Source organism: Stenotrophomonas sp. YJH_SMC_12-1, assembly GCF_059370935.1.
The window spans coordinates 526,125-551,336 of record NZ_JCAFUD010000002.1 but is presented as its reverse complement, the minus strand read 5'-3'; the positions used below and the strand labels follow the sequence as shown (position 1 = coordinate 551,336).

22 protein-coding genes are annotated in these 25,212 nt (G+C 67.0%); 16 read left to right on the top strand and 6 right to left on the bottom strand.

Annotated features, from left to right (window positions below):
• Positions 1–513 precede the first annotated feature (513 nt).
• From dapE to map, 6 genes are read right to left on the bottom strand one after another with little or no spacing between them, the layout of a single operon-like run.
• On the bottom strand, positions 514–1,641 hold the full coding sequence (gene dapE / locus AC5P8Y_RS06080) for a succinyl-diaminopimelate desuccinylase (protein ID WP_049402563.1): 1,128 nt from the start codon (positions 1,639–1,641) through the stop codon (positions 514–516).
• Positions 1,638–2,009 carry an arsenate reductase gene (locus AC5P8Y_RS06075; RefSeq protein WP_172958409.1) on the bottom strand — a complete coding sequence of 124 codons (372 nt, stop codon included), beginning with the start codon at positions 2,007–2,009 and terminating at the stop codon, positions 1,638–1,640. The genes dapE and AC5P8Y_RS06075 overlap by 4 nt, the downstream gene beginning before the upstream one ends.
• A gap of 31 nt (positions 2,010–2,040) precedes the next feature.
• Positions 2,041–2,502, bottom strand: a complete 462-nt coding sequence (locus AC5P8Y_RS06070; protein ID WP_239502935.1) for a hypothetical protein — start codon at positions 2,500–2,502, stop codon at positions 2,041–2,043.
• Entirely contained in the window at positions 2,444–3,505 is a 1,062-nt protein-coding gene (gene dapD, locus AC5P8Y_RS06065) for a 2,3,4,5-tetrahydropyridine-2,6-dicarboxylate N-succinyltransferase (protein ID WP_005408756.1), read from the bottom strand. The genes AC5P8Y_RS06070 and dapD overlap by 59 nt, the downstream gene beginning before the upstream one ends.
• Positions 3,505–6,114 carry a [protein-PII] uridylyltransferase gene (locus AC5P8Y_RS06060; RefSeq protein ID WP_447608955.1) on the bottom strand — a complete coding sequence of 870 codons (2,610 nt, stop codon included), beginning with the start codon at positions 6,112–6,114 and terminating at the stop codon, positions 3,505–3,507. The genes dapD and AC5P8Y_RS06060 overlap by 1 nt, the downstream gene beginning before the upstream one ends.
• Before the next feature lie 20 nt (positions 6,115–6,134).
• The gene (gene map, locus AC5P8Y_RS06055; protein ID WP_005408754.1) at positions 6,135–6,977 is read right to left on the bottom strand and encodes a type I methionyl aminopeptidase; all 843 of its coding nucleotides are present in this window, start codon (positions 6,975–6,977) and stop codon (positions 6,135–6,137) included.
• A gap of 173 nt (positions 6,978–7,150) precedes the next feature.
• Between map and AC5P8Y_RS06050 the strand changes: the two genes are divergently transcribed.
• The 16 genes from AC5P8Y_RS06050 to bamA all read left to right on the top strand — a co-directional run bounded on the left by AC5P8Y_RS06050 (position 7,151) and on the right by bamA (position 24,906).
• Complete coding sequence (locus tag AC5P8Y_RS06050) at positions 7,151–7,681, top strand: Csu type fimbrial protein (protein ID WP_005412747.1); 531 nt, start codon at positions 7,151–7,153, stop codon at positions 7,679–7,681.
• Positions 7,681–8,430 carry a fimbrial biogenesis chaperone gene (locus AC5P8Y_RS06045; protein ID WP_049402561.1) on the top strand — a complete coding sequence of 250 codons (750 nt, stop codon included), beginning with the start codon at positions 7,681–7,683 and terminating at the stop codon, positions 8,428–8,430. Before AC5P8Y_RS06050 ends, AC5P8Y_RS06045 begins: the two co-directional genes overlap by 1 nt.
• A gap of 7 nt (positions 8,431–8,437) precedes the next feature.
• Complete coding sequence (locus AC5P8Y_RS06040) at positions 8,438–10,816, top strand: fimbria/pilus outer membrane usher protein (RefSeq protein WP_164133218.1); 2,379 nt, start codon at positions 8,438–8,440, stop codon at positions 10,814–10,816.
• Positions 10,813–11,847: a Csu type fimbrial protein gene (locus tag AC5P8Y_RS06035; protein WP_164133219.1), complete on the top strand. Its 1,035-nt coding sequence runs from the start codon at positions 10,813–10,815 to the stop codon at positions 11,845–11,847. Before AC5P8Y_RS06040 ends, AC5P8Y_RS06035 begins: the two co-directional genes overlap by 4 nt.
• Before the next feature lie 171 nt (positions 11,848–12,018).
• Positions 12,019–12,264 (top strand): hypothetical protein, encoded by a 246-nt coding sequence (locus tag AC5P8Y_RS06030; protein ID WP_164133220.1) that lies wholly within the window; start codon positions 12,019–12,021, stop codon positions 12,262–12,264.
• On the top strand, positions 12,264–12,962 hold the full coding sequence (locus AC5P8Y_RS06025) for a fimbrial biogenesis chaperone (RefSeq protein ID WP_164133221.1): 699 nt from the start codon (positions 12,264–12,266) through the stop codon (positions 12,960–12,962). Before AC5P8Y_RS06030 ends, AC5P8Y_RS06025 begins: the two co-directional genes overlap by 1 nt.
• A 220-nt stretch (positions 12,963–13,182) precedes the next feature.
• Entirely contained in the window at positions 13,183–13,989 is an 807-nt protein-coding gene (gene rpsB / locus AC5P8Y_RS06020; protein WP_005408748.1) for a 30S ribosomal protein S2, read from the top strand.
• Between the two features lie 125 nt (positions 13,990–14,114).
• Positions 14,115–14,990 (top strand): translation elongation factor Ts, encoded by an 876-nt coding sequence (gene tsf / locus AC5P8Y_RS06015; RefSeq protein WP_005408747.1) that lies wholly within the window; start codon positions 14,115–14,117, stop codon positions 14,988–14,990.
• A gap of 225 nt (positions 14,991–15,215) precedes the next feature.
• Positions 15,216–16,754, top strand: coding sequence for a GGDEF domain-containing protein (locus tag AC5P8Y_RS06010; protein ID WP_005412741.1), 1,539 nt, complete (start codon positions 15,216–15,218; stop codon positions 16,752–16,754).
• Between the two features lie 121 nt (positions 16,755–16,875).
• Positions 16,876–17,604 (top strand): UMP kinase, encoded by a 729-nt coding sequence (pyrH, locus tag AC5P8Y_RS06005; protein WP_005408745.1) that lies wholly within the window; start codon positions 16,876–16,878, stop codon positions 17,602–17,604.
• A gap of 96 nt (positions 17,605–17,700) precedes the next feature.
• Positions 17,701–18,255, top strand: a complete 555-nt coding sequence (frr, locus tag AC5P8Y_RS06000; protein WP_005408744.1) for a ribosome recycling factor — start codon at positions 17,701–17,703, stop codon at positions 18,253–18,255.
• A 5-nt stretch (positions 18,256–18,260) separates the two neighbouring features.
• Positions 18,261–19,028, top strand: coding sequence for a polyprenyl diphosphate synthase (gene uppS, locus AC5P8Y_RS05995; protein WP_005408743.1), 768 nt, complete (start codon positions 18,261–18,263; stop codon positions 19,026–19,028).
• Positions 19,025–19,861, top strand: coding sequence for a phosphatidate cytidylyltransferase (locus AC5P8Y_RS05990; protein WP_005408742.1), 837 nt, complete (start codon positions 19,025–19,027; stop codon positions 19,859–19,861). The genes uppS and AC5P8Y_RS05990 overlap by 4 nt, the downstream gene beginning before the upstream one ends.
• Positions 19,862–19,863: 2 nt before the next feature.
• Positions 19,864–21,054: a 1-deoxy-D-xylulose-5-phosphate reductoisomerase gene (locus AC5P8Y_RS05985; protein WP_049402558.1), complete on the top strand. Its 1,191-nt coding sequence runs from the start codon at positions 19,864–19,866 to the stop codon at positions 21,052–21,054.
• Positions 21,055–21,109: 55 nt separating this feature from the next.
• Complete coding sequence (rseP, locus tag AC5P8Y_RS05980; protein ID WP_005408740.1) at positions 21,110–22,468, top strand: RIP metalloprotease RseP; 1,359 nt, start codon at positions 21,110–21,112, stop codon at positions 22,466–22,468.
• Positions 22,469–22,542: 74 nt separating this feature from the next.
• Entirely contained in the window at positions 22,543–24,906 is a 2,364-nt protein-coding gene (bamA, locus tag AC5P8Y_RS05975; RefSeq protein ID WP_043034854.1) for an outer membrane protein assembly factor BamA, read from the top strand.
• Positions 24,907–25,212 lie beyond the last annotated feature (306 nt).

Here is a 25,212-nt window from a genome sequence, read left to right as displayed (position 1 = left end):
TCACGGGTGGGAAGGTGTTCGACCGGCCATCCAGGCCCGGGCAGGCTGCGCCCGGGCACAAAAAAACCCGCATCGGCTGATGCGGGTTTTCTGGTGTCCGGGCGTGTGTTGCTGTCTATCTTCCCAGGGCGCAGTCCCGCATCGGCCGCGCACGATTATTCGCGCGCAGATTATTGCGGTTGTTGTTGTTGACGGCGGTGGCCAGGCGGATCGACATGGCATTGACCCTACCCCGGTTTCCAGCGCGGCGCAACAGTTGCGTCGGCAACGAGGCACCGGGGCACTGGTTGCCCTGCCCTGCCTGGGCCTGGCGCCTGCCAGACCCTCACCCGCCTTCGGCCCTGCCAGCGGCGGCCGGCTTGTTCGCCCGGCCCCAGGCGCAGCGTTTCTACATGGCCGCGCCAAGCTACTGGGAAAAGGCGATCATGCCGCCGTTATTCATCTTTTCGGACCAGGGCCCGGCTACAGTCCTGCGCGGAAGGTGTGCCGACCAACGGTCGGCATCCACCATCGTCACACCAGCAGCCGTTCCACCAGCCGCTGGTACAGCCCCGGCAGCGCTTCCAGATCGTCCACGCGCACGTTCTCGTCCACCTGGTGGATGCTGGCATTGACCGGGCCTACTTCGATGCACTGGGCGCCCAATGGCGCGATGAAGCGTGCATCGGAGGTGCCGCCGCCGGTGCTTTCTTCCGGCGCGCGGCCGATGTGCTCGGCCAGCACCGCACGCGCGGCGGCGCGCAGCGTGCCTTCCGGGGTGTAGAACGGCTCGCCGCTGCGATGCCACTTCAGCGTGTACTGCAGGCCATGCCGTTCCAGCAGTGCGGTGATCTCCGCCTCCAGCTTCGGCGCATCCCAGTGCGGGTTGTAGCGGATGTTGAAATCCACTTCGAGCTCACCGGGAATCACGTTGTTGGCACCGGTGCCGGCGTGGATGTTGGAGATCTGCAGGCTGGTCGGCGGGAAACTCTCGTAGCCGTCGTCCCAGCGCCGCGCGCATAGTTCGGCCAGGGCCGGCGCCGCCTGGTGAATCGGGTTGCGTGCCTTTTCCGGATACGCCACGTGGCCCTGCACGCCTTGGATGCGCAGTTTGGCCGACAGGCTGCCGCGACGTCCCACGCGCAGCAGATCGCCCAGCGTCGCGGTCGACGACGGCTCACCGGTGATGCACCAGTCGATGCGCTGCCCGCGTGCGGCGAACAGGCGTGCGACGTGGCGCACGCCATCGATGGCATCGCCCTCCTCGTCGCTGGTCAGCAGTACCGCCAGCGTGCCGGGATGGTCGGGATGGTCGGCGACGAACTGCTCGGCGGCCACCACGAACGCCGCCACGCTGCCTTTCATGTCGGCGGCACCGCGCCCATACAGCACGCCATCGCGGATCTGTGGGGTGAACGGGTCGCTGGTCCAGGTCTCGCGCGGGCCGGTGGGCACCACGTCAGTGTGGCCCAGCAGAACCAGCACCGGCGCGCCCTGGCCATGGGTCGCCCACAGATTGTCAACGTCGCCCAGACGCAGATGATCGCACTGGAATCCGGCCTGCTTCAGCCGCGCCGCCAACAGCGCCTGGCAACCAGCATCGTCCGGCGTTACCGAAGGTCGCGCAATCAGCTCGCAGGTCAGGTCGAGGACCGCGCTCACGCGGCACCCACGCCGAAGCGGGCCTTGAAGCCGTTGTCACTGAAACCCTGGCTGACCGTGCCGTCGGCGGTGACCACCAGCGGGCGCTTGATCAGCTGCGGATACTCGCGCAGCAGCAGCTTCCACTCGGCCTCGGAGTCCGCGGCCTTGCGGTTGTCCGGCAGCTGCCGCCAGGTAGTGGAAGACTTGTTCACCATCGCGGCCAGGCCACCCAGCTGCGCTGCCCACGCCAGCAGCATTTCCGGGCTGGGTTTGTTCTCGCGGTAGTCGACGAAGGTGTACGGCACGCCGAAGCGGTCCAGCCACTTGGTCGCCTTCTTGCAGGTATCGCAGTTCTTCAAACCGTAGACAGTGGTGCTCATGGCCATCTGTGATGCTGGAAAACAGAGGGCCAGAATCTCACAACAGGCGCTCGGACACGACCCGGAACGGCACTCTCGGCAAGCGGAAGGCCAGGCCCGATGCAAGCGCCACGCCCATCGCCTGCAGGCGCGGGCACTGCAGCTCGCGTTCCAGGCGCAGCGGCTGCAGGCTGTCGAGGCCTACCGGCAGCGCGATGCGGGTGCTGGCCCAGCGACAGTCGCAGGTGCGGGCGATGGCCTCGTCCTGGCAGGTGAGGAAACGCAGGAGGGCCTGATGGCCACCGAAGGCGGCGCCGGCATCGGCCAGCGCCGCGACAGTGCGCGGCGCAGCCGGGTCCAGCGCATGGCGTGCAGCAGGCGCGGCAGCATCCGCCCCAACAGGGTGTCGGACGGATGCCGGTAGATCGCGGACTGCGCCAGATCCTCCGGCGCAGCCACCTTCAGTCGGCCAGGCCGCGCAGCAGGTCGTTGACGCTGGTCTTGCTGCGGGTCCTGGCATCAACCTGCTTGACGATCACCGCGCAGTACAGCGAATGCGTACCGTCCTTGCTCGGCAGCGAGCCGGACACCACCACGCTGTACGGCGGGATGTAGCCGTAGGTGATCTCGCCGGTGGCACGGTTGTAGATGCGGGTGCTCTGGCTGAGGAACACGCCCATGCCGATCACGCTGTGGTGACCGACCACCACGCCTTCCACCACTTCTGAACGCGCACCGATGAAGCAGTGGTCTTCAATGATGGTCGGGCTGGCCTGCAGGGGTTCCAGCACGCCGCCAATGCCGGCACCGCCGGACAGGTGGCAGTGCTGGCCGATCTGCGCGCACGAACCCACGGTGGCCCAGGTATCGACCATGGTGCCTTCACCGACATAGGCACCGATGTTGGTGAAGCTCGGCATCAGCACCACGTCCTTGCCGAAGTACGTACCGCGGCGGGCAATGGCGCCCGGCACCACGCGCACGCCACCACGGCGGAACTTCGCTTCGTCATAACCGGCAAAACGCGATTCGACCTTGTCCCAGAACGGCGCCGGACGTGCGTCGACCACGGCCATGTCGTTGACGCGGAAGTACAACAGCACGGCCTTCTTCAGCCACTCGTTGACCTTCCAGCCACCGTGGCCGTCCGGTTCGGCAACGCGGAATTCGCCGCTTTCCAGGCCGTCGATCACACGGTTGACCAGCGGCCTGGTCGAGCCTTCCAGTTCGTGAAGGGTCAGCGTGGCGCGGCGTTCGAAGGCACTTTCGATGCCGAACTTCAGTTCTTCCACGCCCGGCGCGGCCGGCTTGCGCAGCGACTTGCGGGCGATGGTTTCGGCGCGTGCGGCTTCTGCGCTCTTGGCCGGGGCCTTCTTCGGTGCTGCCACCTTCTTCGCCGGCGCCTTCACCACCGCGGCTTTCTTCGGCGCGGCAGCCTTCTTCGCGGCCGGCACGGCGGCAGTTTTCTTGGCCGCTGCGCTCTTGGCGGTGGCAGCAGTCTTCTTAACAGGCTTGGTGGCCATCAGGCGGGGTCTCCGGCGTTTCGATCAGGGTCCAGGCAGGCCAGCATCGCGTCATGCAGCTGCTGCCGGGCAGGTTCAGTCAGGGGGAGGTCGTGTTCGTCACTGATCACGAAGGTGTCTTCGGCGCGTTCGCCGAACGTGGCAATGCGTGCATCATGCACGCGCAGGCCCTGGTTGCGCAGCACGAACGCCACGTCGGCCAGCAGGCCGGGGCGGTCGGGTGCGACCAGGGCAAAACGGGTTGCGCCCGGTTCATCGCGGAACTCGATGCGCGGCGCGAAGCGGAAATGGCGCAGCTGGCGTGGCACCACCCGACGCGACGGGCGCAGGCGCGACAGGTCACCACTGAGTGCCTCGCGCAGCGCGGCCTCCAGGTTGGCGCTGCTGCCATCGGCGAAGCTGTCGGCCGGGTTCACTTCGAAGGTATCGAAAATGGTGTCGGCCGGGCCATCCAGCACGCGCGCGCGATGGATCCCGTAGCCCTTGCGGTCCAGGGTCATCACGATGGCGGCGAACAGGCCGTCGCGGTCCGGCGAATGCACGAACACTTCCAGTGCCGGGTCGTCGACACTGATGCGGCGCACCTTCACCAGCGTCTGGCCCTGTTTCACCGGTACCAGCGCGGCGGCCTGCCAGGCCAGCTGCTCAGGGCGCAGGCGAATGAAGCCCTCATCCGGCATCACGGCGAACTGGCGGTCGATGGTGGCGTCGTCGTAACCCTGCTCGCGCACCAGTGCGCGCACGCTGTCACGCGCCTCGGCCACGCGCTCGGCCGCCGGTACCGGATGCTCGAGCCCTTCGCGCAGCGCGCGCCGGGTGGCGAAATACAGATCGGCCAGCAGGCGGTCCTTCCACGCGTTCCACAGCTTCGGACTGGTGCCGGCGATATCAGCGCAGGTCAGCAGGTACAGATAGTCGAGGCGGTCGCGGCTGCCCACCAGGGTGGCGAAGCGATGGATCACCACCGGGTCGGCGATGTCCTGCTTCTGCGCGGTCACCGACATGCGCAGGTGCTGTTCGACCAGCCACGCTACCAGTTCGGTATCGGACGTGCTCAGCGCATGCGCCTGGCAGAACGCGCGCGCATCGACCGCGCCCAGTTCGGAATGGTCGCCGCCGCGGCCCTTGGCAATGTCATGGAACAGGCCGGCCAGCAGCAGCAGCTCCGGCTTGCGCAGGCGCGGCCAGACTTCATGGGCGATCGAGAAGCGTTCGTCGGCACGGCTGCTGGCGAACAGGCCGATGTTGCGCAGGACCATCAGCGTGTGCTGGTCGACGGTATAGACATGGAACAGGTCGAACTGCATGCGCCCGCTGACCTGGGCGAACGCGGGAATCCACTGGCCGAGCACGCCCAGCCGCGCCATGCGCGAAAGCGTATCGACCGGGCGTTGGCCACGCAGCAGGGTCATGAACTGCTCGCGCGCGTCGGTGTCGGCCTGGTCGTAGGCCGGCAGCAGCGGCAGCGCTTCGGCCAGCGCGCGCGCCGTCAGCGAATGCAGGCCGCGTACCTGCGGATTGTTGGCCCAGCTGGAGAACAGCGCAAACACCTGGCCGATATCGCCACGCGGCCAGTCGGCCTCGTTGGCGGCCAGGTAGCCGCGGCGCAGGGAGAAGCCCACGGTCAGCGGCTCCGGCTGCGCTTCGCCATCGAACTGTTCCTCGAAGCGCTGCAGCAGGCGGTCGCTGATCCGGCGCACCACCAGCGCGGCGCGGTAGAAGCCCTGCATCATCTTCTCGACACCGAGGTTCTCGGCGTCGTCTTCGAAGCCCAAGCGCGCGGCCAGGGTCTTCTGGTAATCGAAACGCAGGCGCTCTTCCGGGCGACGTGCTACCAGGTGCAGGCCGAAGCGCAACCGCGCCAGCACCGCACGTTCGCGCTTAAGCGCCGCGGCTTCGTCGGCACCCAGATGGCCGAGCCCGACCAGGGCTTCCAGGTCGCGCACGCCAAAGGCACGCAGAGCCATCCAGCCCAGCGTGTTGAGATCGCGCAGGCCACCGGGACCATCCTTCAGGTCCGGCTCCAGGTTGTCGGCGGTATCGCCGAAACGCTGGTGCCGGTTGCGCAGTTCTTCCAGCTTGGCCAGGAAGAACGCGCGTGCCGGCCACAGTTCGCGGTCGTCGATGGCCTCGCGCAGCGCGCGGCGCGCCGCATCATCAGCCAGGATCGGGCGCGCCTCGATCAGCGCGGTCAGCACGGTCTGGTCCGTCGCCGCCTCGCGGCACTGGGATGCAGAACGCACCGCATGGCTGACCGCCAGACCGCAATCCCACAGCAGCGCAAACAGGCGCGCCAGTGCCGCTTCGTACGCCAGCTGTGCCGGCTGGCCGCCGAACACCAGCAGGTCGATGTCCGAGTGCGGGAACAGCTCACCGCGCCCATAGCCGCCCACCGCGAACAGCGACAGGCCACTATCGACTGGCAGGCAGCGCTGCCACGCCAGGCGGATCAGATGGTCGGCGGCACGCGCGCGCAGCGCCAGCAGGCGCTCGATGTTGTCGCCCTGGTCGAAGCGGCGGTACAGGCGCGCGTCGGCCTGCTGCAGCGCCTGGCGCGCGGCAGCAGCCCAGTCCGGGTCGTTGAGCGACGCGGCCGGCGTGTCCAGCAGCGAACTCGCCGGCAGCATCCTCAGGAGACCTGCGACTCGCCCGGCGACAGCGTCAGCACGTCGACGCCAGTCTCGGTGACCGCGATCATGTGCTCCCACTGCGCCGACAGCTTGCGGTCCTTGGTCACCACGGTCCAGCCATCCGGCAGCACCTTGTTGTAACGGGTGCCCTCGTTGATCATCGGTTCGATGGTGAAGGTCATGCCCGGCTGCAGCACCAGGCCCTGGCCCGGGCGGCCGTAATGCACCACCTGCGGCTCGTCGTGGTAGACCTTGCCGATGCCGTGGCCGCAGTACTCGCGCACCACGCTGAAACGCTCGCCTTCGGCATAGCTCTGGATGGCATGGCCGATGTCGCCCAGGGTTGCGCCCGGACGCACCGCACGGATGCCGCGCCACATCGCTTCGTAGGTGGTTTCCACCAGGCGGCGGGCCATCACCGACGGCGTGCCGACGAAGTACATGCGGCTGGTGTCGCCGTGCCAGCCGTCCTTGATGACGGTGACGTCGATATTGATGATGTCGCCATCCTTCAGCACCTTCCCTTCGCTTGGAATACCGTGGCAGATGACGTTGTTGACCGAGGTGCACACGGTCTTCGGGAAGCCGCGGTAGCCGACGTTGGCCGGAATCGCGCCCTGCACGTTCACGATGTGGTCGTGGCAGATGCGGTCCAGCTCCTCGGTGGTGACACCGGGCTTGACGTGGGGGGTGACGATGTCGAGCACTTCGCTGGCCAGGCGGCCGGCGATGCGCATCATCTCGATTTCCTGCGGGGTTTTCAGATTCACGCTCATGGCGCCCATTATCGCCGATCCCGCTGCAATCTGAACGAACGCCACCCAACTGGCGATCCGGGGCATGCACGGTTCCGGCAAGGAAAGTGAAAGCGTGACGATCTCCACCCTTTCGCACGCCTGTTTATCACGGATTACAGACACTTACCCGCAGAAGCTGGCCACGACCGTTGTCAAAGCGGCCCCGAACCTGCCGCCTTCGCCTTGTTCAACAGACCTTCGGGTCAGGGAGGTTGTCCATGCGATCCACGTTCCGCTCACCGCTCGCCTGGGTCCTGACCGGACTGTTGCTGGCCGGCCCCGCACTGGCCGCCGACACCACGACCTTCAACGTGACCCTGGTGGTCACCAAGGCCTGCACCATCACGGCGGCGGCGGCCACCAACGTTGACTTCGGCACGGCGGCCTCGACCACGGCGACCCCCACCCTGGGCCAGGGCACGGTGACCGCCCAATGCTCGGCCCTGACCCCGTACACGATTTCGCTGAACGCGGGCGCCAATGCCAGCACCGCCAACGACGTCACCACCCGCCGGATGAAGAACACCAACGCCGCGGTGACCGCCAACAACTTCGTTGGCTACCAGCTCTACCAGGACGCCGCACATACCCTGGTCTGGGGTGCGACCTCGGGCACCAACACCCAGGCCGGCATCGGCACTGGCCTGGCCGTGCCCTACATCGTCTACGGCCAGATCCTGAACCTGAGCACCAACAACCCGGCCACCGGCAACTACCTGGATACGGTCACCGCCACGATCACCTATTGATGGAGCACGCCCGCATGGCCGGACCCCGCCCGTGGCGCGCCACCGGCGTGGCGCTGCTCGCCCTCTCCCTGCTGGCCGCAGCCCCTGCCGGTGCCACCAGCCTCCAGGTCGCCCCCACCAGCCTGCAGCTTGAGGCCCGCCAGCGCGCCGGCGAACTGTGGCTGACCAACAGTGGCACCTCGCCGGTCAGGCTGCAGGTGCGGGTCTTCCGCTGGGTACAGCAGGATGGCCAGGAACAACTGCTGCCCACCGAGGAACTGCTGGCCACCCCTCCGATGCAGGAACTGGGCGCGGGCCAGCAGCAGCTGGTACGGGTCATGCGCCCGAACCACGAACCGCCTGCGGCACAGCAGTACTACCGGCTGATCGTCGACGAGGTGCCTGATCTGGCGACCCGTGCCAACGGCATGCAGTTCGTGCTGCGCTATTCGATTCCAGTGTTCGTGCAACCCTCGGGCGGAAAGCTGGCGCCGCGCCTGCAGGCCAGCCTGGTCCGGCTGGACGACGGACGCAACGGCGTGGAGGTGGCCAACACCGGCAACAGCTATGCACAGATCGCCGACCTGGCGCTGGGCAGCGTCCAGCGCCCGCGCATCGTGCACCCCGGCCTGCTGGGCTATGTACTGCCCGGGCAGGTGATGCGCTGGCCGATCGAGCGCACGGCCATCGACCGCGACAACGACCAGATCACGGCCAAGCTCAATGGCGAGTCGGAACAGACGCCGCTGTCGCCACCACCGGCTCGCTGAGGCGTTGATGGGCGCGCTGTTTGCTGCCCTGGCTCCTGCGGCGACCGAAGCCGCCGATGTGTCCGGCGTGGCTGCCGCCGGGGCTGCGGACGTCTCCGGGGTGTCGGCCGACGCGATCCTGCCCGCCCCCACGCCCCTGACCGCCAGCCAGACCCTGTACCTGGACGTCTCGCTCAACAGCACGCCCCGCGGCCTGCTGCCATTCACTGAAACCCGTGGCCGGCTGCAGGCCAGTCCGGAAGTGCTGCGCCAGCTCGGCTTCAGCGCCCGCGGCGATGCGCCGGTCTATCTGGACCAGATCAGCGGGGCGGTTGTGCGCTACGACGCGCATATGCAGACCCTGGCCCTGGACGTGCCGCTGGACCAGCTGACCCTGCCGACCACCGTGCTCAGCCAGCCGCAGACCCGGGCACCGGCCAGCACCGCCTCGCCCGGCCTGCTGCTGAACTACGACGTGTATGGCAGCCGGGTCGACATGCTCGGCAACCTCAGCCTCAGCTCGGAGCTGCGCCTGTTCGGGATCGGCAACGGCACCGTCGAGAACACAGCGATCAGCCGGCGCTACCAGCAGCCCGGCGACCGTCGCTGGCGCGGTGAGAGCGTGCGCCTGGATACGCGCTGGAGCCTGGATTTCCCCGACAAGGCGATGACGCTGGAGGTCGGCGATTTCTACAGCGGCTTCGTCGACTGGACCCGTCCGGTGCGCTTGGGCGGCCTGCAGATAGGCCGCAACTACGGCCTGCAGCCGTATCGCGTACTCACCCCCACGCCCAGCTTCCTCGGCCAGGCGGTGGTGCCGTCCACGGTCGAGCTGTACGTCGATGGCCTGCGCCAGTACAGCGGGCAGGTGCCGGTCGGTCCGTTCCAGCTGGCCGCGCAACCCGGCATCAGCGGCACCGGCAGCGCACAGGTGGTGGTGACCGATGCATTCGGGCGCATGCAGACGCTGGATTTCAGTTTCTATGGCGCCCAGCAGCTGCTGGCCAAGGGCCTGTCGGACTGGTCGGCCGGCGTCGGCCGCCTGCGTGAGGATTTCGGCCAGCGTTCCTTCGCCTACGACGATCGCACCGTGGCCAGTGCCAGCTGGCGAGGCGGTATCAGCGACACATTTACCGGCGAAGCACATGCCGAAGGCGGCGGCGGCCTGGCCCAGGCCGGCATCGGCGGCTGGTGGCTGCTCGGCGGCGCGGGCGTGTTCAACGCCGCCTATGCGCACAGTGACTATCACGAACTGCGGGGCGGGCAATGGGCACTGGGCTACAGCTGGAACAACCGCCGACTCAATTTCCATCTGCGCAGCGTGCGCAGCCATGGCGATTACCGCGACCTGGGCGCACTGCAGGGCAACCTGCCGCCGAGCATCAGTGAACAGGCCACGGTCGGCGCCGATCTGCTGCGGCTGGGCACGCTCAGCGCCAGCTACCTGCGCCTGCGCTATCCCGACGGAGACGACAACCGCTACGCCAGCCTGTTCTGGTCACGCACCTGGAGCCAGCGGTGGTCGGCCTACCTGTCGGTGAACCAGAACCTGGACAAGAGCGATGACCGCAGCATCTACCTGTCGGTCACCGCCAGCCTGGGCAACAACCGCCAGGCCAGCCTCTCCAGCCAGCGCAACGGCGACAGCCAGAGCTGGGTAGCGGACGTGACCCAGCCGGTGCCCGGCGACGGCAGCGCCGGTGGCGTCGGTTGGCGCGCGCAGGTGCGCCATGGCGAGGACGGCAATGGCGGCCTGGCCGAAGTCGGCATCCTCAATGACGTCGGTCGCTACTCATTCGGCGCCTCGCGCCAGGGCGGCCTGAACTATGCCTACGCCAGCGCCAGTGGCAGCCTGGTGTGGATGGGCGGGCATGCCTTCGCCACCCGCGAAGTCTCCGACGCGTTCGCAGTCATCAGCACCAACGGCGTGGGCGGCGTGCCGGTGCGGCTGGAAAACCGGCTGATCGGCGTGACCGATGGTCGCGGCCTGCTGCTGGTCAGCCCACTGCTGTCCTGGCAGCGCAACCGCGTCTCCATCGACACCCTGGACCTGCCCGAGGACATGCGCGCCGATCGCATCGAAGACTGGGTGACACCCCGCCAACGCGCGGGCACCCGCGTGACCTTCGCGCTGCGTTCGCGGCCGTCGTTGAACCTGACCCTGCACGGCATGGACGGGCAACCGCTGGAGGTCGGCAGCGAGGTGCAGCTGCCGGACGGGCGACAGGCGCTGGTGGGCTATGACGGGCTGCTGTACCTGGAAGACGTTTCCGCCGGCAGCGTGCTGTACATCACCACCAGCCGCGGGCAATGCAGGGTGAAGGTACCGGACGTGCCCAAGGTGGTGGCTTCCGGCGCGCGGCCGAAGCCGGCACCGCTGGCGTGCATCCCGGAGGTAGCGCCATGAGGACGTTGCTGCTCGGCCTGCTGCTGGTCGCCGGCCTGCTGGCGGCGGCACCGGCCCGCGCCGTCGCGGTGTGCGCCGCCGTCGCCGACCCGACGCTGCCGTTTGGCAACGTCAACAGCAATGCCCCCGGTGCAACCACCGGCACGCTCAACATCACCGTGACCTGCACCACTGCCGCGCTGAGCGTGCTGGCCACTACCGGCGTGCGGGTCTGCGTGGGCATCGGCGCCGGCAGCGGCGGCGGCAGCAGCTCCAGCTGGCGGACGATGAAGACCAGCACCAGCGACAGCATGAACTTCCAGCTCTACAACACCTCCAACTTCAGCCAGGCGACCGGGTTGACCCCGCGCGGCTCGCCGCCGGCGCAGGAGCTGACCTTGACCTACAACGTGCCCCTGACCGGCGGCAGCGGCACGCAGACCACGCAGCTGTCCGCACAGATCCCCGCCAATCAGATCCTGGCGTCAGGCGCCTACAGCAGCACCTTCAACGGCGCCAACGTGGTGCTGACCTGGGCCTGGAACGAGGTCCTGCTCGGCAATGCCACGGTGCCCGCCAACTGCAACGGCGGCGCCACCGGCACCAACAGCATCAGCAACGCCTTCAGCTTCACCGCCACCGCCAACGTGCTGCCGCAGTGCGGCAGCTACGTCACCACCAACATGGACTTCGGCAACGTCACCGGCGGCATTCCCGCCAACATCGACCGGACCGCCACCCTGACCCTGACCTGCCTGAAGAACACGGCCTACCAGGTCAGCCTCAACAACGGCCAGAACAACCCCGCCGCCACCAGCACGCGGCGCATGGCCACTACCATCGGCGGCAGCACCTACTACCTCACCTACGAGCTGTACCGCGATGCCGCGCGCAGCCTGCGCTGGGGCAATACCCTCAACGTCGATACCGTTGGCGGCACCGGAAGTGGCAGCGCGCAGCAGCTCACGATCCATGGCCGGGTGCCGCCGGTCACCGGCCAGCCCCCGGCCGGCATCTACAACGATGTGGTGCAGGTGACCATCACCTATTGACCTGCATGCCGACCAACGGTCGACACCCACCGGGGTTTCGGCAGATCCACGTCATGCGTGGATGCGCGCATCATTCCTGTGCCAGGAGCAGTCGACTGACAGTCGACGCTACAGATTCGGCCGATCCAGCCGATACCGCGCAGCGAGATCTTTCAGCACGGTGGTTGCCAGGTGGCTCGCGCATTTCTGATCGGGGCGATACTGTTCGCCAGCACATCGGCGTGGGCCGAACCCGGCACCAGCAACCTGCAGATCCGCCTGACCGTGGTCGAAGCCTGCCGCGATGACCCCGGCAGCACCCACTGCCCCGCACCCCACCAGCGCAGCGACACACCGCAACTTCCGCCCCAGGTCCGCGAGCTCGCGCCTCCCGCCGACGACGAAGACACGACGTCCGCCGTGACCGTCATCTACTGATGCGGGTACTTCTGACCCTGCTGGCGATGCTGCTGGCGTTGCCTGCCGCGGCATTGGACCTGTTGCCGACCACACTGCAGCTGCCCGCCGAAGGGGGCCAGGGCGAACTTTGGCTCTTCAACCCCGGTCCCGGCCGCTGGCAGGGCCGGGTACAGATCCTTGCGTGGGACCAGCAGACCGACGCGGACATGCTGCGTCCCACCGACCAGGTGCTCGCCAGCCCCACCCTGCTCGACATCCCGCCCGGCGTCCGACAGCGCATCTGGCTGCTGCCACGCCAGCCGGCATCCGCTGTCGGCGAACAGGCCTATCGGGTCGTCCTGGCCCCCACTACGCCAGGGCTGCAGCGCTATTCGCTGCCGTTGTTCCGCGGGCACGCCACGCCAATGGCCCAATCGCGGCTGCATGCAGGGATCGAACCCGGCCAGTCACATACCTTCCTGCGACTGAGCAACACCGGTACCCTGCACGCACGCCTGAACGATCTCGCCTACATCACCAGCGGCGGTCAGCGCACCCTGCTGCTGCCCGGTCTGGCCGGGTATCTGCTGGCCGGCCATGAGCGCCGCTGGGCCCTGCCCGCCCGCGCTGATGGCTACGCCGGCGGTCATTTCCAGGCCCGGCTGCAGGATGGCCGGGTGGTCGATCTGGTCGCTCCAGGCCCGGCAATTGCAGCCGGCGCACCAAGCGGGCTATAATCGACCGGATTCCTGCCGCCTGCGTGCGCGGGAACCCGTCCACACCGGACGTCACCGGTGAATCCACACCTGCTGCCCCCATCCGTGCCGGGGTGCTCCGCAAGGAGTTCGGCCACGGAGGCAACAGGGAAGCCCAACCCCGGAACCGATCGCGCTTCCACGCGTCCCGCATACCTATCCCCGCGGGCGGAATCGCTGGTTCCATATCAGGAGTATTGCAATGCCCCAGGTCACCATGCGTCAGATGCTGGAAGCCGGCGTCCACTTCGGCCACCAGACCCGCTACTGGAACCCCAAGATGGCTCCGTACATCTTCGGCGCCCGCGGCAAGATCCACATCATCAACCTGGAAAAGACCGTCCCGCTGTTCAACGACGCGATGAACTTCATCTCGTCGGTTGCCCAGAAGCGCGGCACCGTCCTGTTCCTGGGCACCAAGCGCAGCGCCCGCGAAACCATCAAGGAAGAAGCCGAGCGTTGCGGCATGCCGTTCATGAACCAGCGCTGGCTGGGCGGCACCCTGACCAACTTCCGTACCGTCAAGCAGTCGGTTGCCCGCCTGAAGGAACTGGAAGCCGGTGAAACCGACGGCACCTTCGAGAAGCTGGTCAAGCACGAAGTGCTGGGCCTGCGTCGCGAGCGCGACAAGCTGGAAGCCTCGCTGGGCGGCATCAAGGACATGAACCGCCTGCCGGACGCCATCTTCGTGATCGACATCGGCCACGAAGACATCGCGATCAAGGAAGCCAAGAAGCTGGGCATCCCGGTCATCGCCGTGGTCGACACCAACTACAACCCGGAACTGGTGGACTACGCCATCCCGGGCAACGACGACGCCATCCGCGCTGTGCAGCTGTACGCCCGCGCCGCTGCCGACGCCGTGCTGGAAGGCAAGGCTGCTGCTCCGCACGCTGCTTCGGTGCGTGAGGAAGAGTTCGCTGAAGCCGCTGCTGAAGGCGAAGAGAAGCCGGCCCGCCGCGCTCCGGCCAAGAAGGCTGCCAAGAAGGGCGACGACGCCCAGGCCTGATCCAGGCCCGGGGTGGACGCCCGGCGTCCACCCTCCCTGCGCGCAGCCTTTGGCGCGTGACAGGACCGTGTCACACGGGCCGGCCACCATGCCGGCCCAACCCCTTTCTTTCGTGAGGTAATCCCGTGGAAATCACTGCTTCCCTGGTCAAGGAACTGCGCGAGCGCACCGGCGCCGGCATGATGGAATGCAAGAAGGCGCTCACCGAAGCCAACGGCGACATCGACGCTGCTGCTGAAGCCATGCGCAAGTCCGGCGCTGCCAAGGCCGACAAGAAGGCTGACCGCGTGGCCGCCGAAGGCCGTCTGGGCCTGGCCCAGGATGGCGGCAAGGCCGTGCTGGTCGAAGTCAACTCGGAAACCGACTTCGTCGCCAACGATGACAACTTCAAGTCCTTCGTCAATGCCGTTGCCGCTGCCGCCCTGGCATCGGGCGCCACCGACGTTGAAGCCGTGAAGGCTGCCAAGCTGGCCGATGGCCGCACCGTTGAAGAAGCCCGCGCCACCGCCGTGCAGACCCTGGGTGAGAACATCCAGATCCGTCGCATGGTGAATGTCGACACCACCGGCAACATCGGTGCGTATGTCCACACCAACGGCAAGGTCGGCGTGTTGGTCGATCTGATCGGCGGCGACGTCGAGCTGGCCCGTGGCCTGGCCATGCACGTGGCTGCGCTGAAGCCGCCGCACAACAAGGCTGCGGACGTTCCGGCCGACTTCGTCGAGAAGGAAAAGGAAATCGAGCTGGCCAAGATGTCCGAAAAGGACAAGGCCAAGCCGGCCGACATCCTGGAAAAGATCATCAGCGGCAAGATCAACAAGATCGTCAGCGACGTGACCCTGTACGGCCAGACCTACGTGCTGGGCGACACCACCGTCGAGCAGGTGGTCAAGGCCGCTGGCGCCGATGTTGCTGGCTTCAAGCTGCTGATCGTCGGCGAAGGCATCGAGAAGGTGGTGGAAGACTACGCCGCCGAAGTTGCCAAGGCGATGCAGGTCTGATTCCAGCCTTCAGGCCGTGAAGCAACCAGAAGGAGCCGCGGGAAACCGCGGCTCCTTTTTTTATGCCGGCGGCCCTGTGGGGTGCGCACAGCGGCACCTTTGCGTTGCGCGCGAATCAAGCCGATACTCGGCACAGGGAATCAACAGTCATTTAGCAGGAACGAAAATCGCGGACTGTGATGCATTCCTAGGTATTCTTGTCCCAATGGAATTGAACGACCCGACATGCCTCCCGAGCTGACAGCTGCCCTGGCGCTCTGCCGCAACCTGCCCTCGCCACCCGGTATTGCCCTGCGCATCATCGAACTGGCACAGGACCCGGAAGCGGATATCGCCACCGCCGCCGACATCATCGCCATCGACATGGCGCTGAGCGCTCGCATGCTGCGCATCGCCAATTCGCCGCTGTACGCCAGCCGCCGTCGGATCGAGAACCTCGGCCAGGCACTGACCATGCTCGGCCTGAATGCCACGATCAGCCTGGCCCTCGGCTTCACCGTCACCCAGGGGCTGACCGGCGGCACCGGCGCCGACCACGACCTGCGCCAACGCGCCTGGAAGCGCAGCATCCTCAGCGCGCTGGCTGCCAGCCAGCTGGGCCAGGCCCGCGGCCTGCGCCGGCTGGAAGAACTGATGTTGGCCGGCCTGCTGCAGGACCTGGGCGTACTGTGCCTGGCCCAGGCCGAATCGGAGCGCTACCTGCCGCTGCTGCGCGAAGCACGCGACAACATCGACCTGGTCGCGCGCGAGCGCGACGAACTGGGCTGCAGCCACGCCGAGGTCGGCGCCTGGGTGGCCGAGCAGTGGGGCCTGCCGCGCTACCTGGTGGAGAGCATCAGCCACAGCGAAGACCTGGACGCCGCGGAATCGCCGTTCCAGGCCTGCGTGCAGCTGTCCGGTGCCGTGGCCGACATCTGGCTGGACGATGACGCCGATGCCGCCCGCGAGCGCGCCCTGCAGCAGGTGCATGACCGCCTTGAACTGGACAGCGCCCGTTTCGACCAGGTCCTGACCCGCATCAGCGAGGCCCTGCCGGACATCGCCAGCCTGTTCGAGGCCGGCCTGAATTCCCCCTCGCGGGTGCGCGAGCTGATCGACCACGCGCAGGAGCTGGCCACCCTGCGCAACCTGCGCGAACTGCAGGATGCCGACCAGGCCCGTCGCCGCGCCGACGAATTCGAAGCCCGGGCCAAGCGCCTGGCCGACCAGGCCCATCGAGATGCCCTCACCGGCGTACTCAACCGGCGCCAGCTGGAAGCCGTGCTGGAGCAGGAATTCCTGCGCGCCGGTCGCCAGGGCTGGCCGCTGTCGGTGGCCTTCATCGACCTGGACGACTTCAAGAAGATCAACGACGCCCATGGCCACCTGACCGGCGACGAGGTGCTGCGCGCCTTTGCCGGCAAACTGCAGGGCCAGCTGCGCCACAGCGACACCGTGGCCCGCTTCGGCGGCGAGGAGTTCGTCGCGCTGCTGCCCAACACCAGCGAAACGGTAGCACTGGACGTGATCCGCCGGGTGCTCGCCAACATCGTTGCCACGCCGATGGCCGAACTGGAAGGCGGCCCGCTGTTCGTCACCTTCTCCGCCGGCGTGGCCACCCAGGGCGGCTACGAACGCTTCGCCGACGTGCAGGACCTGCTGCGCGCCGCCGACGACGTGCTGTACCGCTCCAAGAACCTCGGCCGCAACCGGGTGATCGCGCGCTCCCCCGGCGCCCTCGGCCACGACGAGCTGTCAGCGACCGCGGGCGCCGAGCTGGGCTGAACCGGAAGCCCCGGATGACCGGGGCGAACGCCAGGATTTTACGCCGCAGTGCACAAAACACTATGGCCCGACGCCGCATGCGCGTAGAATCGCCCGCGATTTCCACGCACCCGAGGTCCCCATGTCCAAGCTCGCCTATCGCCGCATCCTTCTGAAACTGTCCGGGGAGGCGCTGATGGGAGATGAGGACTACGGCATCGACCCGAAGATCATCAACCGCCTGGCCCGTGAGGTCATCGAAGCCCAGCAGGCCGGTGCCGAAGTAGCCCTGGTGATCGGCGGCGGCAACATCTTCCGCGGCGCTGGCCTGGCCGCAGGCGGCATGGACCGGGTCACCGGCGACCAGATGGGCATGCTGGCCACGGTCATCAACGCCCTGGCCATGCAGGACGCCCTGGAGAAGCTGGGCGCCAAGGCGCGCGTGATGAGCGCGATCAAGATCAACGACGTGTGCGAGGACTACATCCGCCGCCGCGCCATCCGCCACCTGGAAAAGGGCCGCCTGGTGATCTTCGCCGCCGGCGTCGGCAGCCCGTTCTTCACCACCGACTCCGGCGCCGCCCTGCGCGCGATCGAGATCGGTGCCGACCTGCTGCTGAAGGCCACCAAGGTCGATGGCGTGTACGACAAGGACCCGAACAAGCACAGCGATGCGGTCCGCTTCGACAGCCTGAGCTATGACGAAGTGATCCGCCGCGGCCTGGAAGTGATGGATACCGCCGCCTTCGCACTGGCCCGCGACAGCGACCTGCCGATGCGCGTGTTCGACATGGGCCAGCCGGGCGAGCTGCTGAAGATCCTCAACGGCGAGAACATCGGCACCCTGGTCCAGGGCCGCGATCCGGCCTGAGCCTGAGCGCGCGGCGACAACCGGGCCGATTCAGGCCCGGCAGCGTCCCGTATTCGCCTATAATCGCCCGATTCCAGATACATCCAGGACCGGGCGATGCTCAACGACATCAAGAACAACGCGCAGACGCGCATGGCCAAGAGCATCGACGCTCTGAAGCACACCCTCACCTCCATCCGGACCGGGCGTGCCACGCCGGCCCTGCTGGACCGCGTGACGGTCAATGCCTACGGCAACGCCAGCACCCCGCTGAACCAGGTTGCCTCGATCTCCAACGCCGATGCGCACTCGCTACTGGTCACCCCGTTCGACAAGGGCATGATCAAGGAGATCGAGAAGGGTCTCTACAACGCCGAGTTCACCCCGAACACGCTGGGCACCGCGATCCGCATCAACATGCCGCCGCCGACCGAAGAGCGCCGCAAGGAGCTGGTCAAGCAGGTGCAGAAGGAAGGCGAAGGCGCCAAGATCGCGATCCGCAACATCCGTCAGGACGCGAACAAGGAAATCGCCAAGCTGGTCAAGGACAAGGCGATCAGCGAGGACGAGAAGAAGCGCGGTGAGGACGACATCCAGAAGTTGACCGACACCAACATCAAGGACGTCGACAAGGTCGTTGCCGACAAGGAAAAAGAACTGCTGTCGGTCTGAAGTCGATGCCTTCAGTCCCGCCTCCGTTGCCGGCCACCCTGCCCCGCCACGTCGCCATCATCATGGATGGCAACGGGCGCTGGGCACAGCAGCGCCGCCGCCCGCGCGTGATCGGCCATCGTGCCGGCGCGCGCGCGGTCAACCGCACCATCGAGCGCTGCCTTGAACTGGGCATTCCGGCGCTGACCCTGTTCGCGTTTTCCAGCGAGAACTGGGGCCGGCCGCAGGAAGAAGTCGACGCCCTGATGAAGCTGTTCCTCGGCGCGCTCGACCGCGAAGTGGACGAACTGCACCGACGCGGCGTGCGCGTACGCTTCATCGGCGAACGCGAGCGCTTTGGTGCCGGACTGGTCAGCCGCATGCAGCTGGCCGAGCAGCGCACCGCCGACAACACCACCCTGACCCTGTCGATCGCCGCCAGTTACGGCGGTCGCCAGGACATCGCCCGTGCCGCGCGCGCACTGGCCGCTGAAGTCGCCGCAGGACGCCTGCTGCCCGAACAGATCGACGAATCGCTGCTGGGCAGCCAGGTCGCCCTGGCCGACCTGCCGCCGCCGGATCTGTTCATCCGCACCGGTGGCGACACCCGCATCAGCAACTTCCTGCTGTGGCAACTGGCCTACACCGAGCTGTGGTTCACCGAGGCGCTGTGGCCGGACTTTGATGCCGCCCTGCTGCAGCAGGCGCTGGATGCCTATGGCAGCCGCGAGCGTCGTTTCGGCCTGACCAGCGCCCAGATCGCCGCACTGGCCACCGAGACCTCCAGCCCATGACCAAGACCCGAGTCCTCGCCGCGCTGATCATGGCGCCGCTCGCCATTGCCGCGATCCTGCTGCTGCCGACGCAATGGCTGGCCGCCGCCGCCGCCGCCGTGCTGCTGATCGGCCTGTGGGAATGGCTGAAGCTGGCCGGCATCGAAGACACCCTCGCGCGCACCGTGCTGCTGGTGCTGAACCTGCTGCTGATGGTGCTGCTGGTGTGGGCCGATGGCAGCACGCTGGTGCTGTTCCAGATCACCACACTGGCGGGTGTTGCCTGGTGGCTGGCGGCGCTGGCCTGGCTGCGCTTCTTCAACTTTGGCGCCCAGCCGACGGCCCCCTCCCGGATCGTGAAGATGCTGGCCGGCACCCTGGCCATCGTTCCTGCCTGGGCAGCGCTGGTGCTGATCCACGCTGGCGGTGACCCGCCAGGCAAGCAGGGCCACCTGTGGCTGCTGGCGGCACTGGCACTGGTCTGGGCAGCCGATTCGGGCGCCTATTTCGCCGGCCGTCACTTCGGCAAGCACAAGCTGGCGCCGCGGATCAGCCCCAACAAGACCTGGGAAGGCCTGTTCGGCGGCCTGCTGGCCGGTGTCGCCGTGGCCCTCGGACTGGGCTGGCTGGCCGGCATCGACATCGCGCACCTGCCGGGCCTGCTGATCACCTCGGTGGTGGCCGTATTCGCGTCGGTGCTGGGTGACCTGTTCGAAAGCCTGATCAAGCGCCACGCCGGTGCCAAGGACTCGGGCAACCTGATTCCGGGCCATGGTGGCGTGCTCGACCGCGTCGACGGCGTCCTCGCCGCCGTGCCGGTGTTCGCGCTGGGCAAGGAAATCTTCGGGTTCTGACCATGAATGCTGTCGCAGACCTGCGCCGGGTCGCCGTATACGGCGCCACCGGCTCGATCGGTGCCTCCACGCTGGACGTGATCGCCCGCCACCCGCAGCGCTACCAGGCCACGGTGCTGGCCGCCGGCCGCCAGGTGCAGGCACTGCTGGCCCTGTGCCGCCAGCACAAGCCAGCGCACGCGGTCATCGCCGACCAAGCGCTGTTCACCGAACTGCGCGACGGCCTGCGCGATGCCGGGCTGTCGACCGAGGCCCACGCCGGTCATGCCGCACTGGATCAGCTGGCAGCAAGCGATGCCTGCGACACGGTCGTCGCGGCCATTGTCGGTGCTGCAGGGCTGTCCTCGACCCTCGCCGCCGCTGCGGCCGGCAAGCGCATCCTGCTGGCCAACAAGGAATCGCTGGTACTGGCCGGCGAGCTGCTGACCCGCACCGCCGAGCGCGCCGGCGCCGAGATCATTCCGATCGACAGCGAGCACAGCGCGATCTTCCAGTGCCTGCGTTCGCGCGACGCCAGCATCGACGGCGCCGGCGTGCGCCGGATCCTGCTGACCGCGTCGGGCGGCCCGTTCCGCGGCCGCAGCCGCGCCGAGCTGGCCGAGGTCACCCCGGCCCAGGCCGTGGCTCACCCGAAGTGGTCGATGGGCCCGAAGATCTCGGTCGATTCGGCGACGTTGATGAACAAGGGCCTGGAAGTCATCGAGGCGCACCATCTGTTCTCGGTGCCGGGCGAGCGCATCGAGGTGCTGGTGCACCCGCAGAGCCTGGTCCATTCGCTGGTCGAATTCGTCGACGGCTCGACCCTGGCCCAGATGGGCCTGCCGGACATGCGCACCACCCTGGCGGTCGGCCTGGGCTGGCCGCAGCGCATCGAATCGGGCGTGGCCGGGCTGGACCTGCTGGCGCAGGGCCGGCTGGATTTCGAGGCGCCTGACACCGACGCCTTCCCCTGCCTGGCGCTGGCCTGGCAGGCCATGCAGGCCGGCGGTACTGCCCCGGCGGTGCTGAACGCCGCCAATGAAGAGGCGGTTTCAGCATTTCTTCAGGGCCGGATCGGTTTCCTGACCATCCCGGAGCTGGTTGCTAACGCTCTTTCAACACTGCCGACCCAGCCAGCCGATACACTGGAGGTCCTGTTGTCCGCCGACCAGCGGGCACGCGAGCTCACCCTGAACGCCATCGACGCCGCCTGAACGACCGCCTCGCCCAGCATGACGCCGCCGCCCCTGCCCGCCACTGTGAGCCTGCATGACTGACTTCCTCGGATCGGTCTGGTGGATGATTGTCAGCCTCGGGCTGCTGGTCACGTTCCACGAGTTCGGGCATTACTGGGTCGGCCGCCTCTGTGGGGTCAAGATCCTGCGCTTCTCGGTCGGCTTCGGCCGTCCGCTGTGGTCGCGCCGCGACAGGCACGGCACCGAGTTCGCCATTGCCGCCATCCCGCTGGGTGGCTACGTGAAGTTCCTCGACGAACGTGAGGTCGAGGTCCATCCCCACGAGCGCGGCCAGGCCTTCAACCACAAGACCGTGTGGCAGCGCATCGCCATTGTTGCTGCAGGGCCGATCGCCAATCTGCTGCTGTGCATCCTGCTGCTGTGGGCGATGTTCGTGATCGGCAAGCAGGACTACTCGCCGACGATCGGCCGGGTTGACGGCATCGCCGCCAGCGCCGGTCTGCTCAGCGGTGACCGCGTTCTGCGGGTGGATGAGCGCCAGGTCGCCACCCTGGGCGAGGCCAGCATGGCGCTGACCGCCGCCGCGATGGATCGCCGCGACGTCACGCTTGAGGTACTCGATCCTGCGGACCAGGTGCGCGTGCGCACCCTGCCGCTGTCGCAGCTGCCCGCCGGCTTCGATGAACGACGGGTACCGATCCTGGCCGGCCTGTACTGGCAGTCGTGGCTGCAGCCGGCACTGGTCGACTCGCTCACCGCCGATTCGGTGGTCACCGGGCTGCTGCAGCCGGGCGACCTGATCGTGGCGATCGACGGCCAGCGCATCGACAGCGTCGACCAGGTGATCGGCGAGATCCAGGCCCTCGGCCGTGCCGGAGGCCCCGGCATGATCGAGGTCCTGCGAGGCGGTGAACGCCTTGCACTGGAAGTCACGCCCCGCCAGGGCAAGGATGGCAAGGGCAACCCGGTCTGGCAGATCGGCGTCGGCTTCCCCACCACCTACAGCCCCTCCTACGACACCCTGCTGCGCTATGGGCCGCTGGATGCAGTGACCGTCGCCGTACGTGAAACCGGCCGGCTTGCCGCCGATTCGCTGGGCATGATGGCCCGCATCGTCACCGGCAAAGCCTCGCTGCAGAACGTTTCCGGGCCGGTCACCATCGCCCGCGTGGCCAATGTCTCGGCCAAACGCGGCCTCGACTGGTTCCTGCAGTTCCTTGCCCTGCTGTCACTCAGCCTGTGCATCATCAACCTGTTGCCGATCCCGATCTTGGACGGCGGGCACCTGCTGTATTACCTTATCGAGTTGGTCAAGGGCAGCCCGCTGAGCGAGCGTGCCATCGCCGCCGGCCAATACATCGGCCTGGCGTTGCTGGCCGGGCTGATGGGGTTGGCGTTCTACAACGACATCCTCGGCCTGGTCCCGCGATGAACTTTTCCACGTTGTTGCCGTCTACAGCGTCGGCATCCCGCACCAATGAAATCGACCTTCCTACCGGACGTGACATGACGCGACTCCCCAATCGCCGCCTGCTGGCCCTCGCCCTCGCCGCCGTCACCGGCGCTCCCGCCCTGGCCCAGGCAGCCGAGCCCTTCACTGTCAGCGACATCCGCGTCGATGGCCTGCAGCGCATCAGCTCGGGCACGGTGTTCACCTACCTGCCGGTGGAACGGGGCGAGACCATCACCGACAACAAGGTCGGCGAGACCATCCGCGCGCTGTACAAGACCGGCTTCTTCGAAGACGTGCAGCTGGACCGCCAGGGCAGCATCCTGGTGGTGACCGTCAAGGAACGCCCGGCGATCAACAAGCTGACCGTGACCGGCAACAAGGACATCAAGTCCGAGCAGCTGCTCAAGGGCCTGTCCGACATCGGCCTGACCGAGGGTGGCACCTTCGACCGCCTGAGCCTGGACCGCGTGACCCAGGAACTGCGCCGCCAGTACAACGACCGCGGCAAGTACACCGTCGAGATCACCCCGACCGTGAGCCCGCTGGACCGCAACCGCGTGGACATCGCGATCGCCATCAAGGAAGGCAAGGCGGCCAAGATCCGCCACGTCAACCTGGTCGGCACCGAGAAGTTCGAGAGCAAGGACATCCTGGAGACCTGGGAGTCCAAGGAGCACAACTGGGCGTCGTGGTACCGCCGTGACGACCAGTACTCCAAGGAAAAGCTGTCCGGCGACCTGGAAAAGCTCAACTCGTGGTACCTGGACCGCGGCTACGTCGACTTCAGCATCGATTCCACCCAGGTCTCGATCAGCCCCGACAAGCGCGACATGTTCCTCACCGCGGGTGTGACCGAGGGTGCGCAGTACAAGATCTCCGAGATCAAGGTCAGCGGCGACACCATCCTTCCGCAGGAGGACGTCGAGCGCATGGTGATCCAGAAGCCGGGCGACACGTTCTCGCGTGCCCTGCTGGAATTCAGCTCGGACACCATCACCAACTCGCTGTCCAACATCGGCTACGCGTTCGCCAAGGTGAACCCGATCCCGACCACCAACCGTGCCGAACAGACGGTAGGGATCAACATGCAGGTCGTGCCCGGCCCGCGCGTGTCGGTGCGCCGTATCCTGTTCCGTGGCAACACCCGCACCTCCGACGAAGTGATGCGTCGCGAAATGCGCCAGTTCGAGAACAGCTGGTACTCGCAGGCCGCGATCGACCGCTCCAAGATCCGCCTGCAGCGCCTGGGCTACTTCGAGTCGGTGGACGTCGAGACCCCGGCCGTCAGCGGCAGCAACGACCAGGTCGACGTCGTCTACAACGTCAAGGAAACCACCTCCGGCAGCTTCGTGTTCGGCCTGGGCTATTCGCAGTCCTACGGCATGACCACCTCGGTGCAGCTGTCGCAGAACAACTTCCTCGGCGGCGGCAACCGCGTGTCGGTCGAAGCCTCGCGCAGTAGCTACCTGCAGCGCTACGGCTTCAGCTACACCAACCCGTACTTCACCGACGACGGCGTTTCGCTGGGCTACAACCTGTCCTGGCGTGAACTGGACTACTCCGACTTCAACACCGCGCAGTACAACAGCACCAATGGTTCTGCGCAGGTGGTGTTCGGCGTGCCGCTGACCGAAACCGACACCGTCTCGCTGATGTTCGGCATCGACAGCAACCAGATCACCACGTACCAGGGCTCGACCCCGCAGTCGATCATCGATTACATCAACGTGCTGGGCAGCAGGACGTTCCATGCCTGGCGCACGGAACTGGGTTGGGCGCGTGACTCGCGCAACGACTACTTCATGCCGACCCGCGGCACCTATCAGCGTGTTGGCCTGGAAACCACGCTGCCGGGCTCGACCATCGAGTACTACAAGCTGAACTACCAGATCAGCAAGTACTGGCCGATCATGCCGTCGCTGGTGATCAACACCCGTGCGGAAGTTGGTTATGGCGATAGCTACGGCAAGGACAAGACCGCCATGGTGCCGGACGAGAACGGCAACCTGCGCCCGGTCACCGCCAAGGGCCTACCGTTCTACGAGAACTTCTACGCCGGCGGCACCAACTCCGTACGCGGCTTCGAGGACAACACGCTCGGCCCACGCGAAGTAACCCGCGGTTATCCGGAAGGCCAGCCGCTGGGCGGTTCGCTGAAGACCGTCGGTTCGGTCGAAGCCTACTTCCCGCGTTTGTTCGACAGCCCGTCGGCCCGCGTGTCGGCCTTCGTCGACTTCGGCAACGTCTACAACGGCGCCGATAACTTCAAGGCCAACGAACTGCGAGTGTCTACCGGTGTAGCCCTGCTGTGGCGCGCCCCGGTCGGACCGATCTCGATCAGCTACGCGTTCCCGCTGAAGAAGGAAGACGGCGACAAGATCGAACGCCTGCAATTTACCTTCGGCGGTCAGTTCTAAGAACTGACCACCGAAGGTGCGCCGCGGCTTGCTGCGCAAGCAGCGGGTCCCGACCTACCTCCTATCCCCCGCGCCATTACGCATGCCATCCATGGCATGCGCCCTTCGGGCCGTTGCATAGCAACGTTGGGAATCGCTCCTGCGATTCCCAGGGGCGCGCCCCCCTTAACAGAAGGGGGGCTCTCCACCAGACGGGGTGCGAATCGCCGGGCTCTGCCCGGCGTTTTCGTTTTTCAGATGACACTGCACGGCACGGGCTTTTGGCCGCGCTCGCGGGAAATTGTCCAGAGGCGGCGGGTGGCCCTG